Origin of the sequence: Gemmiger formicilis (assembly GCF_016900095.1) — a bacterium.
Classification (GTDB): Bacteria; Bacillota; Clostridia; order Oscillospirales; family Ruminococcaceae; genus Gemmiger; species Gemmiger formicilis_A.
The window spans coordinates 60,051-73,403 of record NZ_JACJJP010000015.1; the positions used below are offsets into that span (position 1 = coordinate 60,051).

Here is a 13,353-nt window from a genome sequence, read left to right on the forward strand (position 1 = left end):
GCGCTTTTCTTTTATGGATGCAGCACCTGCAGGCCCAGCCGGGGCCCCAGGCGGGAGAGCAGTTCGTTGGTGATGGTGCCGCAGGTTTCGGCCACCTCCTCCGCGTGCAGGGTTTCGGCGCCGTCGGTGCCGATGAGGGTGGCGGTCTCCCCCGCTTTCGGTGCGGCGGGCAGGTCGGTGGCATCCACCAGCATCTGGTCCATACACACCCGCCCCACCACCGGGCAGCGGGCACCGTGGAGCAGCACCACGCCCCCTTTGGCGGCATAATCCCGGGGCAGACCGTCGGCGTACCCGATGGCCAGCACGGCCAGGCAGGTGTCCCGCCGGGCGGTGAAGGCCAGGCCATACCCTGCCCCCTCCCCCGCCGGAACACGGTGCACCGCCGCCACCCGGGCCCGCAGGCTGAGCACCGGCCGCAGGGGCAGAGGATGCTCCACCTTGGCGGTATCGCTGTACACCCCGTACAAGACCAGCCCCGGCCGGGCGGCCCCGAAGGCGAGTCCCACCACGCAGGCAGGGTTGAGGATGCCATAGCTGGCCTGCAGGTGGGTCAGGCCGGGGTCCAGGCCCAGACCCCGGAGCATGGCCAGGGTGTGGGCAAAGGTTTCGGCCTGCCGCCGGGCAAACGCCCGGTCATTTTCCGCGGATCCGTCGGCGGTGCACAGGTGGCTGTACACCCCCGTCACCCGCAGGTTGGGCAGGGCGAACAGCGACGCCAGGGTTCCGATCTCCTCCGCCGGGATGCCCAGCCGGTGCATACCCGTATCCACAGCCAGATGCACCCGCACCGACACTCCCTGGGCGGAGAGCGCCCGGCCGTGTTCCGCGTCCGCCACCGTGGCGGTGAGCTTCCACCGGCGGAGCAACGGCGCCTGGGCGGGGTCGGTCCAGCCCAGAATCAGGATCCTGTCCCGGATGCCCGCTCTGCGCAGGGCAATGCCCTCGGCCAGGCAGGCCACCGCGAACAGCCGCACTCCTTCCCGCCGCAGAGTCCGGGCCACCGGCACGGCGCCGTGGCCGTAGGCGTCCGCCTTGACCACCGCCATGAGTGCACAGGAGGCAGGCAGGGTTTCCCGCAGCAGGGCGGTATTCTGACGCAGGGCATCCAGGTCGATCTCCCGCCAGGCCCGGGCATCCGGGGGCAGGGACCGGCGGTTTGTGAGAGATTGCAGCACAAAGGCCAGGGCCACGCTCAGGGGTACCACCGCCACGAAGTGGAGGAGGGAATTTTCCACCAGAAGGTCCCAAAGGCCGAAAAATCGGGCCCCCACCCGCACCACCACAATGCACCAGGGGTGCAGGATGTACACCAGGGTGGCGGTGCGGCGCACTGCCCGGTCCTGCCCGCCGTTCACGGCCAGCAGCAGGCCGAACAGCCCCCACATGGTCAGGGGCAGAAAGAGGTACATACTGTCATGCCGGGGAATATGGGTCCCATGCAGCACAAAGGCTTCCACCGTCATGGCCCCCAGCCCCAGCAGGGTCAGGCGGGCACCGGAGCGGGCATCCGGCACCGGCCGGGCGGCAAAAGCAGCCCCCAGCAGCAGAAACACCGGCAGGGTGAACAGACCGTTGCGGGTGTAGTCCCAGAGGGTGAAAACACCTTTATAGAAGTCCCCCAGCCCCGGCAGCTGTCCTACCAGGCCGTAGTAGCTGTCCCCGCCCAGGCCGATGAGGTAGAGTACCCCCGCCGCAGCCAGCCCCCCGCGTTCCCCGCGGGCCAGCAGGCGGGCGATGGGCAAAGCCAACAGCAGGGCGGGCAGGTACCACAGATGGTAGAAGGTGCCGTTGAACACCAGAGCCCGCACCCCCACCGGGTTGCCCGCGTAAAGGTTCAGGGGCAGGTACAGCAGAACCGACGCGGCGTATAGCACCAGGGTGTGCCGCCACAACCGGGTGGTCCCCTGCCAATGGTTCCGGGCCAGAAAATACCCGCTGACCATGGCAAAGTAGGGCACCGCCACCCGGGCCAGCACCCGGGTCAGCCACAGGTCCGCCAGGGGAGAGAAATCCCCCAGGGGACCGGTGTGGATGGCCACCACCAGCACGGCGGCCGCCAGGCGGAACCGATCCAGAGCGGGAAAGCCTTGTCTGGTCATGCTTCCCCCTCCCACACCGTCAGAATGAAGCCGCCCTCGTTGGTGCCGGACAGCTGCCAGCAGGCGCCGGGGGCCGGGCGGCGGGTTTCGGTGCCGGTCCAGGGCAGATAGCTCACCTGCACCCGGCGGCCGTTTTCCAGCCGGACCACCCGGGGCGCCTGCCGCAGAAAAGCCGGGTACTCCTCCAGGCAAAGGCCCGCTTCGGTGAGGATGGCGGCGTGGGGAACCCCCACATACCGGAAATGCCAGGGTTCGGCAGCAATGCCGGTTTTGTCCTGCTTTTCCTCGGTGTACCGCTGGATAAAGCCGTACCGTGCCGCCACCTTGCGGAAGGTCCCGCACACCCCGTCATAAGGGAACTCGGGGCGGATAAAGTCGATGTGCTCGGCGCACAGGGCCAGGTCCACCGCCAGGCCGGTCTGGTGTTCGCTGCACCCCGGCCGGGCCACATACCGGGCGGTAAAGTCGGGGCCATGGTCGGTGAGGGAGCTGTTCCAGATGGCCTGCTGTTCGTCCTGGCTGCGCCAGCCGGACACCGGCAGGATCTGTCCTGTCCCCTGCACCGCCCGGATGGCCGCGTCCAGCATCCGGGCGGCGGTGCGGTCCAGGTGCTGGTCCGGCCAACCGCCCTGCAGCGGCACCAGGTCGGGAAACAGCTCCCCCTGCAAGGGATGGTCCCGGTTGACGAGAATCAGGCTGCCTTTGCGGGCCCCGGCGGCGGTCAGATGCAGTTCGGCGGGCCTCATCCTTCCACCCCCAGTTCCACCAGCTTGTCCAGCAGGGCCGGGAAGGTGTACCCCGCCTGTTTCATCATGGCGGGGAACCGGCTGTGGGAGGTCAGCCCCGGGATGGTGTTCACCTCATTGAAGACGATGCGCCCCGCCGGGGTCAGGAACAGGTCCACCCGGGCAAAGCCCCGGCAGCCCAGGGCCCGGTAGACCGTTCTGGCGGCGTCCCGGATGCGGGCGGCGGTTTCTTCGGGGATGCGGGCGGGGCAGTGGATGGCCGAATGGCGCAGGGTGTATTTTTCGGTGTAGTCGAAGAGCACGTCGGTGGGGGCCAGCTCGATCTCGTCCACCGCCCCCACGGTCAGCGGCCCGCCGGGGTTACCCATGACCCCGCAGCCCACCTCAAAGCCGGGGATAGTCTCCTCCAGAACCAGCTCGTCGTCGTGGCGGAAGGCCTCCTCCACCGCCGGGGCCAGGGTCTCGGGGTTTTCCACCCGGCTGATGCCGAAGGAGGACCCTGCCCGCACCGGCTTGACGAAGACCGGCCAGCCGATGGATTCCGCGGCGGCCTGAATTTCGGTCAGGTCCGCGCCCCGGTGAAACACCGCGCTTTGGGGCACCGCCACCCCGGCCAGGGCGGCCAGCTTGTGGGCCCGGTCCTTGTCCATGCACAGCGCCCCCGCCAGGCAGCCGCAGCCGATGAGGGGCACCCCGGCCAGTTCCAGCAGGCCCTGCAGGGTGCCGTCCTCCCCATTTTTGCCGTGGAGCACCGGAAAAGCCGCGTCAAAGGAGATACGGCGGCCGTCGGCCAGCCACAGTGCCCCCGCACCCCGGGTGGCGTCCAGGGTGCAGCGGGCGCAGTGGGCGGCGTCCCGGTGCCAGGTATCGGCGGGGATGGCCGCCAGCGGACCGGTGTAATAATACCAGGCCCCTGTCCGGGTGATGCCCACCGGCACCGGGGCCCAGCGGGCGGGGTCGAGATTTTCCAGCACGGCCGCCGCCGATTGCAGGGAAACGGCGTATTCGGTGGAGCAGCCGCCGAAAAACACCAGGATTTTGCGTGCATGCATGGGGATTCCTCCTTGCAGGACGCGGAAATTTTGCCAAGACAAAGCGCCCTGCCTTGCTCCTTTATGGTAGCAAAACAGGGCGCGGGGTATTTGCGGACCGCCTTGCGGCGGGTTTGTGATTTTCCTGCAAAAATCTTACGATTTTCTTGCGGCGGGCAGGGTGACCGTAAAGGTAATGGTGTTGTCGGCGCTTTCGGCCTGGATGCCGCCCCCGTGGGCCTGGACGATCTGCCGGGCAATGGCCAGGCCCAGCCCAGCCCCGCCGGAGGAGGTCCCGCGGGAGGAATCCAGCCGGAAGAACTGCTCGAACAGCCGGTCCAGCTTTTCCGGCGGGATGGTGCGCCCTGCATTGGTGAACTGCAGGGTGACGGCGTCCTCCCCCTGCCGGGCCCGGATGCGCACCTCGGTGTGGGGAAAGCTGTAGTGCTCGGCGTTGCGCAGCAGGTTGTCGAACACCCGGGCCAGCTTGTCCGGGTCCCCCTCGCACCGCAGTTCGGCGGGCAGGTCCAGGGTGCAGGTCAGCTCCTTTTCCCGGAACACCGGTTCAAACTCGCTGGCCACCTGTTCCAGCAACCGTTTCAGGTCCACGGGCTGGGTGTCCAGTTCCAGGTGGGAGAGGTTGAACCGGGTGATCTCGAAAAATTCGTTGATCAGGTCTTCCAGCCGCTGGGCCTTGTGCAGAGCGATGCCGGTGTACCGGGCCCGCAGTTCGGGGCTGATCTGGGGTTCGTCCTGCAGCAGGGTCAGATAGCCGATGACGCTGGTCAGCGGGGTTTTCAGGTCATGGGCCAGGTACATGATCAGGTCGTTTTTCCGCTGCTCCGCTTCCCGGGCGGCGGCGGCATCGGTCAGGGCTTTCTGCCGGGCCAGTTTCAGCCGCACTTCCGCTTCCGCCAGGGCGGGGGGAAGTTCGATCTCTCCCTTGGCGGGGTCGGTCAGGCGGTCGGCCATGGCAATGACCTTGCTCAGGTCCCGCTGTCCCCACCGCAGAAAGAGATAGGTCACCGCCATCCAGCCCAGGGCCAGCAGCATCCAGACCAGGAAGAAGGCGGTGTCCCGCACAAACCGCGCCACGTTGTAGATTCCCCACAGCAGCATCTGGAAAGGAAACATAGTGGCGGATACCAGACTGGACCAGTACAGGTCCTGAATGGCGCGGTATAGCGCATATCCCACAAAAAAGAGAAGGGCCGTGCCCAGCACCACCCCCAGCATGGCCAGCAGGTAGAGGGCCAGCATGCCCATGGGGCTGCGGCCGTAGTAAGGCAGCCGCTGCCGGCGGCGGAAATCGCGCCAGTTTCGGAACAGGTTATTCAACGGTGTACCCCACCCCCCACACGGTCTTGATGAATTTGGGATGCCGCGGCGCTTCGCCCAGTTTTTCCCGCAGGCGGGCGATGTGGGACATCACGGTGTTGTTGCTGTCCAGGTATTTTTCGCCCCAGACGGCCTCGAACAGTTCCTCGCTGGAGACCACCTTGCCGTGGTGGCTGCACAGATACCACAGGATGGAGAACTCCAGGGGCGTCAGGGCCACCTCCTTGCCGTACAGGGTACATTTGTGGGAATTTTTGGCGATGGTCAGCCCGTGCAGGTCGTATTCCTCCGGTTCGGCGGTGGCCGGGGCGGCGGTGCCGGCGGGATTGTAGCGGATGTAGCGCCGCAGCTGGCCCTTGACCCGGGCCACCAGCTCCAGGGGATTGAAGGGCTTGGTGATATAATCGTCCGCGCCCAGGGTCAGACCGGTGATCTTGTCCATATCCTGCACCCGGGCGGTGAGCATGATGATGGGAAAGAGATAGTCCCGCCGGATCTGCTGGCACAACGCAAAGCCGTCCATATCCGGCAGCATCACGTCCAGCAGCGCCAGGTCGGGCGGGGATTGCCGGATGGCCTCCAGCGCCTGGGCGGCGGTGGCGGCGGTGCGCACCGTGAAGGCTTCGTTGCGCAGGTACACCCCCACCAGATCGGCAATTTCCTGTTCGTCATCCACCACCAGAATATCCGGCATGCGGTTCTGTCCCCCTTGTCTCTCACGGCATTTTGGGAATATTATACCATAGCTTTCCTGCCGCCGCCAACAACGGCGGCCCAGTGTTTACAATCGGGAATGCTGTGCAGAAACGACAAAGCGGCCCCCGCCCGAAGGCAGGAGCCGCCGTATCTGACTTAATAAAATCCGTAGCTGGGAAGAATTTCCAGGCTGCGGGCCCAGAATTCCGGCACCGGCAGGCCGGACAATACGGGGTAATACCACACAAACAGCACCAGGGAGGCCGCCACCAGCCCCACACCGATGCGCTTGGCCAGTTTCTGGTCCCGGGCGCCGCCCAGCACCAGCACAATGGCCGCCAGGCAGAAGATGGAGCTGGGGAAGTAGTGGTACAGGAAGGTGCACCGGGCCACCAGCATCCAGGGGACCAGCTGGGTGGCGTAGAGGATCAGCACCCCCATACCGGTGCGGGTGCCCCGGCCGCTGCACTGCCGCCAGTACAGCAGCAGCATGGCGGCCAGACCCACCAGCCAGATCACCGGGCCGCCCATGCCGGCAATGCTGGCCTTGAGGCCCGCCGGCAGATAGGTGTTCTGGTAATACCACACCGGGCGCAGGTCCAGCAGCCAGGTATACCAGCGGCTTTCAAAGGGATGGGTGGCTTCCAGGGTGGAGTGATACCAGAACATATACTGCTGGCAGTCCCACCAGTCCTGCAGGCCGAAGGAGGGGTCCCGCCAGAGGTAGGGCAGATAGGAGGCCAGGTAGATCACAAAGGGCAGCAGCACATAGAACATGACCCCGCCCAAAGCGGCGGTGCGGAATTCCCGCCAGAAACCGGGTTTTTGCTGTTTCCACCGGGCGTAGAGCACCCCCAGGTAGAGGATGGCCAGCCCCGCCCCGGCATAGATGCCGGTCCACTTGGAGGCGCAGCCCAGCCCGAAAGCCAGCCCGCCCAGGGCCATGGGAAGCAGGGATTTCAGGACCCCCTTTTCCAGCACGCTCTGGCAGTACCACACCATGAAGTAGGCGCCCAGCAGGATGAAGAAGGTACCGTAAATGTCGATGGTGGCAATGCGGCTCTGGGCAAAGCGCATGAAGTCCAGCGCCAGCAGGGCTCCCGCCAGGGCCCCCGCCCACACCCGGCGGGTGAGGCGGCGGCCGAAACACCAGGCCAGCGGCACCAGCAGCACCCCGAACAGGGTGCCGGAGAACCGCCAGCCGAAGCCGGTCATACCGAAGAGGGCAATGCCCACCATGATGAAATCCTTGCCCAGGGGCGGATGGGTGGTCTCGTACACCGGCAGGGCGTGGAGCATCTCGTACCCGGTGCGCCCGTGGTAGATTTCATCAAAATACATGCTGTTCAACTGGCTGATGGTTTCGGGCACGGCGTCCTGCTCGTCGAACAGGGCCCCGCCGCCCTCCACCGCCACCGGGGTGCCGTCGGCGGCGCGCAAGGACATCTCAAAGATCTGGGCGTTGTGCACCGTGATCTGCAGGGTGGTGCCCGCCGGAATCTGCATGGACACCGAGGTCCAGCTGAAAACGGTGGAATAGCCCAGTTCCTGGGTGTAAAGTTCCGTGCCGTCCCCCAGGCTCACGGTCAGGGTGCCGCCGGTGCTGATGCCGGGATATACCCACAGTTCGGCAGCGTCCTGCTGCGCCGTCACCGTCTGGGTGGCGGTGGTGTCGGTGGCGTCCAGAGGATTCTGGGGGGCGGTGAGGCTGCCCAGATAGGTGAAGCTGAGCACCGCGGTGGCCAGGGTCAGCCCCAGCAGCGCCCCCACTTCCCGTCGGGTCCAGCGGGGCTGGGTTTGGGGCACCGCAAAGCTCCGGGCCGCCTGGCGGAAATGCAGCACCCGACCTTCCGACCGGTTCATCCGCTGCCCCATGGGGGAAGTCAGCCCGTGGCGGCACAGGGTCCAGGCGGTGCAGGCCAGCAGCACAAAGGCGGCGGTTTCGGCAAAGCCGATGAGCTGGGTGAACAGCCGGCTGGTGGCCGAGGTGAGCCATTCGTCGTCGGTGCCCACCTGGGTGTAGACGGCAGCCAGGTTCAGGAAGGCGGTGATGGAGAGCCCGAAGGCGGCCCCGAACAGCCGCAGGTCATTCCACCGGGCCGCCGCCAGCACCACCAGCAGCAGGCCGGGCAGCAGGTAGCGCTCGTGCATGCAGTGGCCGAAGGTGAACACCCCGGTCATATACACCCCGGCCAGCAGCAGCGGAGAGAAGCGCCGGTGTTCCAGCGGGATGCGGCGGTCGGTGCGCCAGGCAATGACCCCCAGGGCCAGCACGGCCAAAGTGAGCACCGCAATGTTGAACACCCCCAGTCCGCCCCAGGTGATGGGGCCGAAGACCGGGGAATCCAGCGGGGTCCAGTTGCCCCCCAGCGCCCCGAACCAGTTGAAGGCGTTGATGGTGGCGTACAGGTACCCGGAGGTGGTGGAAATATACTTTTCCAGCAGGGAGGGAATCAGCCGCACCGGGCCGTAGAAGGGCAGCCCGGCGGCCAGCGGCAGGGCCAGAGCCAGGGCCGCACCGCCGAAGATGCGTCCCACCGCCCGGGCCACCGCCTTACTTCCCTGTCCCAGGGCGTCGGCCACCCCCAGCACAAAGCAGAGGGCCAGCACCGGCCCGGCCAGCAGGGCCTGGGGTTTGATGGCCAGGGCCACGCCGTACAAAAAGGCCGCGGGCAGGTACCGGCGGCGTTCCAGCAGCCAGAAGCAGGCCAGCAGCGGCAGGGCAAAGGCGGCGTCCACCTGCTTCCACACGCCGGTGGCAAAGAGCAGCGCCGGGCAGAAAGCGGTGAACACCCCCATGCGCCGGGCCTGGGCCCGGTCCCCCACCCCCTCCAGGGCGGTGCGGTAGACCAGCGCCGCGATGCCGCAATCGCACAAGGCTGGCACCAACACCAGCAGGACACGTCCGACCGGGGAATCCCCCGCCAGGCCGAACACGCCCCGCACCGCCGCCACCAGCGCCAGAACCGGCAGGTAGCCGGGAGGATAGTCGGCAAAATAGCCGTCGCTGTAAAAGGCGGCGGGGCCTTCGCTGAGCAGCTTTTCCCCCCAGGAGATGAAGCAGGACATATCGTAGGTGTAGCCTTGGGTCACGGCGGCCAGCACCAGCCGCACCGCAAAGGCGGCCGCCAGCACCGGCAGAAAGCTCTTCCACCCGGTTTTGTTTTCAAGACGCGTTTTGTCCATAAGTATTGTTCTTTCTCGGCTGCCGGAAGGACGGCATGCCGGCCGGATAAACAAATCAGGAATGAGCGGCGCTTTGGTTGCAAGGCACGGCCCATTCCTGATAGACGTTTGATTACAGCTTGCTGATCTGGGGGCCCTGGGCGGTGTCGGCCACACTCCAGCCCATCTCGGTCAGCTGGGCGCGGATGGCATCGGCACGGGCCCAGTCCTTGGCTTTCTTGGCGGCGGCGCGCTCGGCCACCAGGTCGGTGACTTCCTGGGGGATGGCCGAGGTCTTGCGGTTGTACACCAGGCCCAGCACCCCGGTCAGCTCGTCGAACATGTCGGCGGCGGCCTGCAGGCTGGCCTTGTCCGAAGCGTCGGACAGGGTGTTGATGTCCTTGACGAACTCAAAGATGGCGGCCAGGGCATCGGGGGTGTTCAGGTCATCGTCCATGGCGGTGATGAACTTTTCCTTGGCGGCCTGGGCCTTCTCCACCAGGGCGGTGTCGGTGCCGTGGGCGTGCTCGATGGCAAAGTCCAGGTTGTCCCGGCAGGTGTACAGCCGTTCCAGCGAGTTCTTGCAGCTTTCGATGAGCTCCACCGTGTAGTTCAGGGGCATGCGGTAGCCGGCGGTGAGCATGAAGTAGCGGATGGGCTCATAGCCGTACTTGTCGGCAATCTCCCGCACGGTGAAGAAGTTGTTGGCGCTCTTGGACATCTTCTGGTTGTTGATGTTCAGGAAGCCGTTGTGCATCCAGTACCGGCTGAAGGTGCAGCCGTTGGCGCACTCCGACTGGGCGATCTCGTTTTCATGGTGGGGGAAGATCAGGTCCTGGCCGCCGCAGTGCAGGTCGATGGTCTTGCCCAGATGCTTGCGGGCCATGGCGCTGCACTCGATGTGCCAACCGGGGCGGCCGTGGCCCCAGGGGCTGTCCCAGTAGGGCTCGCCGGGCTTGGCGGCCTTCCAGACGGCGAAATCCGCCGGGTCTTCCTTCAGATCGTCGTCCATCTGGCTGCGCAGGGCGCGGTTGCCGCTTTCCAGGTCGTCCAGGTTCAGGTGGCTCAGCTTGCCGTAGCCGGGGTCGGACTTGACCCGGAAATACACGTCGCCGTTGCGGGCGGGGTAGGCATGGCCGGAGGCCACCAGGTCCTTGACAATCTTGATAATCTCACCGATGTGCTCGGTGGCGCGGGGACGGACGGTGGGTTCCTTGACGTTCAGGCCCTCGGAATCCTTGATGTACTCAGCCTCGAACTTGCGGGCCACCTCCTGCATGGAGACGCCCTCCTGCTGGCCCTTGGCGATGAGCTTGTCGTCAATGTCGGTGATGTTGGAGACATAGTACACCTTGTTGCCCCGGTATTCCAGGTAGCGGCGCAGGGTGTCGAAGACGATCATGGGGCGGGCGTTGCCCACATGGATATAGTTGTAGACCGTGGGGCCGCAGACATAGATGCGGTATTCTCCGGGGGTCTGGGGGATGAATTCTTCCTTCTGGCGGGTCAGGGTATTAAAGATCTGCATAACGGAGCTTCCTTTCCGGGAATGTTTCAGGATCTTACCTGCTGTTTCATTATAGCCCGGCCGCCGCGGCGGCGCAAGGGCCGGGGCCGCTTATTTTGCCTGCATGAAACAGCGGCGGTTCTGCCACAGGTAGATGCAGCCGGAAATCACCGTGACCAGGGCCACCAGCCAGCACAGCACCTGAGTGATGAGGCCGAAGGCCATGATGTCGGTGGCGCCCATGAAGAAGGGCACGAAGTAGTAGAACAGCACGGTGAGCATCTGCAACACCGTCTTGACCTTGCCCCACATGTTGGCGGCAATGACGGTTCCGGACCCGGCGGCGATCATCCGCACACCGGCCACGGCGAATTCCCGGAACATGATCACGGCCAGCACCACGGGAGAGCACAGGCCGTCCACCAGCATGTAGATGAAGGCGGCGGTGGTGAGCATCTTGTCCGCCAGGGGGTCCATGAACTTGCCGAAGTCGGTGACCAGGTGGTACTTGCGGGCCAGGTAACCGTCCAGAAAATCGGTGAAGCTGGCCACCGCAAAGACGATGCCCGCCAGCAGATGGGCGGTGGGATTGTAGGCGGCGGTGCCGATGCGGCCGTAAGCCGCAAACACCATGAAGACGGGAACCAGGATGACCCGCAGCAGGGTCAGCTTGTTGGGCAGATTCATTGCTTACTCCTCCTCGGATTCCACATAGCCGTACAGGTCGTAGGTGTCGCTGTCGGTGATGGTCACGCGGTAAAATTCGCCGGGGGTCAGGGGGGTGTCGGCGGGGGTCAGCACGTTGCCGTCGATCTCCGGGCAGTCGGCCTGGGTGCGCAGCAGATACATGCCGGTCTCGTCATCCACCCCGTCACAGATGCACTCGAAGGTCTTGCCCACCTTGGCGGCCATGGCGGCAGCACTGATGTCGGCCTGGATCTCCATGATATGCTCCGCCCGGCGCTGCTTGACCTCCTCGTCGATCTGGCCGTCCATGGTGGCGGCGGGGGTGTTCTCCTCCGCCGAGTAGGCAAAGCAGCCCAGACGGTCAAACCGCACCGTCTTGACGAAGTCGCACAGCTCGGCGTACTCCTCCTCGGTCTCGCCGGGGAAGCCGGCGATGAGGGTGGTGCGCAGGGTCAGGTTGGGAATGGCCGCCCGCAGCCGGGTGATGGCGTCCTCGATCTCCTTGCGGCCGCCCCGGCGGTTCATGGCCTTCAGCACCCGGTCGTCGCAGTGCTGGATGGGCAGGTCCAGATAGGGCACCACCTTGTTGTTGCGCACCATGGCGGCGATGAATTCGTCGGTGATGCGCTCGGGGTAGGCGTACAGCACCCGGATCCAGCGGATGCCGTCGATCTCGTTGAGGCGGTCCAGCAGCTCACAGACAGCGCCGGGCTTGCCCCAGTCCTCGCCGTAGGCGGTGGGGTCCTGGGCCACCACGATGAGCTCCCGCACCCCTTCCCCGGCCAGCCAGCGGGCTTCGGCCACGCAGTCCTCCAGGGGACGGCTGCGCAGCGGGCCGCGAATGAGGGGAATGGCGCAGTACCGGCAGCGGTTGTTGCAGCCTTCGGCGATCTTTAAGTAGGCATAGTGGGAGGGGGTGGAGATGACCCGCGCCCCGCCCAGAGGCATATCCGTCTTGGGGCCGTAGCTTTCCAGCCGGTCGGCCCCGGCGGCACACACCCGCTCCACAATGGCGGGCAGGGCGGCGTTGGAACCGATGCCCACCACCGCATCCACCTCCGGCATTTCGGCGGCGATCTGCTGCTTGTAGCGCTCGGCCAGGCAGCCGGTGACAATGACCTTCAGGTCAGGGTTCTGCTGCTTGTACTGGCAGGCCATGAGGATGTTCTCGATGGCCTCCTCCTTGGCGGACTGGATGAACCCGCAGGTGTTGACGATGATCACGTCAGCCTGGGCGGGGTCGGCCACCGTCTGGTGTCCGGCCTTGAGCAGGGCGTGGCAGAAGACGTCGGCGTCCACCTGGTTTTTGGGACAGCCCAGAGAGATGATGGCAATGTTTTTGGTCATGGTTGTTTCCTTTTGGTATAAGAAGTCACTCGTCCCGGGCTTCTGCCAGGACGGTGCGGATGACGGCATGGGAAAAGCCCCGGCGGGCCAGAGCGGCGGCCACCTGGGGTTCCTTGCCCTGGGCCAGCCTGGAGGCATACTGCCGCTGCACCAGCGCCCGGGCGCTGGCCAGGTCGGGGTCTTCCTCCTCATCGCCCAGGGCCTCCACCACCGCGGCGGCGGTGTCCCGGTCGATGCCTTTCTTGTTCAGATCCAGCAGGATCTCCCGCCGGCTCTTGCGCTTGCGCAGCAGCTCGGCGGCCCGGCGGCGGGCAAAGTCCTCGTCGTTGAGCAGGCCCAGCTCCCCCACCCGGGCCACCGCGGCGGCGGCACTGTGGGGGTCGAACTTGCGGCAGAGCTTGTCGTACAGCTCCCCGGCGGCGTGGTCCCGCAGGGCCAGAAAGTCCATGGCCTTGTCCAGGGCGCGGCGGGTGTCGCTCTTCTTGCGCAGCTCTTCGATCTGCCAGGGTTCCAGCTCATCGTCCTGGTGCAGGTCGGCATCGGCAAAAGTGCCCGCATCCAGGGAAAAGGCGAACTCGCCGTCAAAGAACAGCGCGTATCGCCCTTTTTTGGTCTCGGAAATTTGGGTCAGTGTGGGCATCAGTCGTCAACCATAATGTCCAGGTCCACCTCGCTGCCGGTGGTCTTGGGGGCAGCGGGGGTTTCCTCGGCGGCGAGGTGGACCTGGACATTAT

Annotated in this window: 10 protein-coding genes; all 10 read right to left on the minus strand. The window is 65.7% G+C overall.

Going from position 1 to position 13,353, the window contains the following annotated elements; all coding sequences use genetic code 11:
- Window positions 1-11 precede the first annotated feature (11 nt).
- The 10 genes from vanT to H6B15_RS08810 all read right to left on the minus strand — a co-directional run bounded on the left by vanT (window position 12) and on the right by H6B15_RS08810 (window position 13,259).
- A complete protein-coding gene (gene vanT, locus H6B15_RS08765) occupies window positions 12-2,102 on the minus strand; it encodes a serine racemase VanT catalytic subunit (RefSeq protein ID WP_204647612.1) in 2,091 nt (696 codons plus the stop codon).
- Window positions 2,099-2,848, minus strand: a complete 750-nt coding sequence (locus tag H6B15_RS08770; RefSeq protein ID WP_204647613.1) for a M15 family metallopeptidase — start codon at window positions 2,846-2,848, stop codon at window positions 2,099-2,101. The genes vanT and H6B15_RS08770 overlap by 4 nt, the downstream gene beginning before the upstream one ends.
- Entirely contained in the window at window positions 2,845-3,900 is a 1,056-nt protein-coding gene (locus H6B15_RS08775; protein ID WP_204647614.1) for a D-alanine--D-alanine ligase family protein, read from the minus strand. Before H6B15_RS08775 ends, H6B15_RS08770 begins: the two co-directional genes overlap by 4 nt.
- Before the next feature lie 135 nt (window positions 3,901-4,035).
- Window positions 4,036-5,217 carry a sensor histidine kinase gene (locus H6B15_RS08780; RefSeq protein WP_243424347.1) on the minus strand — a complete coding sequence of 394 codons (1,182 nt, stop codon included), beginning with the start codon at window positions 5,215-5,217 and terminating at the stop codon, window positions 4,036-4,038.
- Window positions 5,210-5,911, minus strand: coding sequence for a VanR-ABDEGLN family response regulator transcription factor (gene vanR, locus H6B15_RS08785; protein WP_204647615.1), 702 nt, complete (start codon window positions 5,909-5,911; stop codon window positions 5,210-5,212). Before vanR ends, H6B15_RS08780 begins: the two co-directional genes overlap by 8 nt.
- A gap of 158 nt (window positions 5,912-6,069) precedes the next feature.
- Window positions 6,070-9,099 carry a phospholipid carrier-dependent glycosyltransferase gene (locus H6B15_RS08790; protein ID WP_204647616.1) on the minus strand — a complete coding sequence of 1,010 codons (3,030 nt, stop codon included), beginning with the start codon at window positions 9,097-9,099 and terminating at the stop codon, window positions 6,070-6,072.
- A gap of 112 nt (window positions 9,100-9,211) precedes the next feature.
- Entirely contained in the window at window positions 9,212-10,606 is a 1,395-nt protein-coding gene (cysS, locus tag H6B15_RS08795; RefSeq protein ID WP_204647617.1) for a cysteine--tRNA ligase, read from the minus strand.
- A 90-nt stretch (window positions 10,607-10,696) separates the two neighbouring features.
- Window positions 10,697-11,272, minus strand: a complete 576-nt coding sequence (pgsA, locus tag H6B15_RS08800) for a CDP-diacylglycerol--glycerol-3-phosphate 3-phosphatidyltransferase (protein ID WP_204647618.1) — start codon at window positions 11,270-11,272, stop codon at window positions 10,697-10,699.
- A gap of 3 nt (window positions 11,273-11,275) precedes the next feature.
- Window positions 11,276-12,619, minus strand: coding sequence for a 30S ribosomal protein S12 methylthiotransferase RimO (gene rimO, locus H6B15_RS08805; protein ID WP_204647619.1), 1,344 nt, complete (start codon window positions 12,617-12,619; stop codon window positions 11,276-11,278).
- A gap of 25 nt (window positions 12,620-12,644) precedes the next feature.
- Window positions 12,645-13,259 (minus strand): regulatory protein RecX, encoded by a 615-nt coding sequence (locus H6B15_RS08810; protein ID WP_204647620.1) that lies wholly within the window; start codon window positions 13,257-13,259, stop codon window positions 12,645-12,647.
- Window positions 13,260-13,353 lie beyond the last annotated feature (94 nt).

Coding starts and splice junctions, on each gene's coding strand:
- H6B15_RS08775 (WP_204647614.1), bottom strand. CDS start 3,900: ATGCATGCACGCAAAATCCTGGTGTTTTTCGGCGGCTGCTCCACCGAA.
- cysS (WP_204647617.1), bottom strand. CDS start 10,606: ATGCAGATCTTTAATACCCTGACCCGCCAGAAGGAAGAATTCATCCCC.
- vanT (WP_204647612.1), bottom strand. CDS start 2,102: ATGACCAGACAAGGCTTTCCCGCTCTGGATCGGTTCCGCCTGGCGGCC.
- H6B15_RS08810 (WP_204647620.1), bottom strand. CDS start 13,259: ATGCCCACACTGACCCAAATTTCCGAGACCAAAAAAGGGCGATACGCG.
- H6B15_RS08770 (WP_204647613.1), bottom strand. CDS start 2,848: ATGAGGCCCGCCGAACTGCATCTGACCGCCGCCGGGGCCCGCAAAGGC.
- rimO (WP_204647619.1), bottom strand. CDS start 12,619: ATGACCAAAAACATTGCCATCATCTCTCTGGGCTGTCCCAAAAACCAG.
- H6B15_RS08790 (WP_204647616.1), bottom strand. CDS start 9,099: ATGGACAAAACGCGTCTTGAAAACAAAACCGGGTGGAAGAGCTTTCTG.
- pgsA (WP_204647618.1), bottom strand. CDS start 11,272: ATGAATCTGCCCAACAAGCTGACCCTGCTGCGGGTCATCCTGGTTCCC.
- vanR (WP_204647615.1), bottom strand. CDS start 5,911: ATGCCGGATATTCTGGTGGTGGATGACGAACAGGAAATTGCCGATCTG.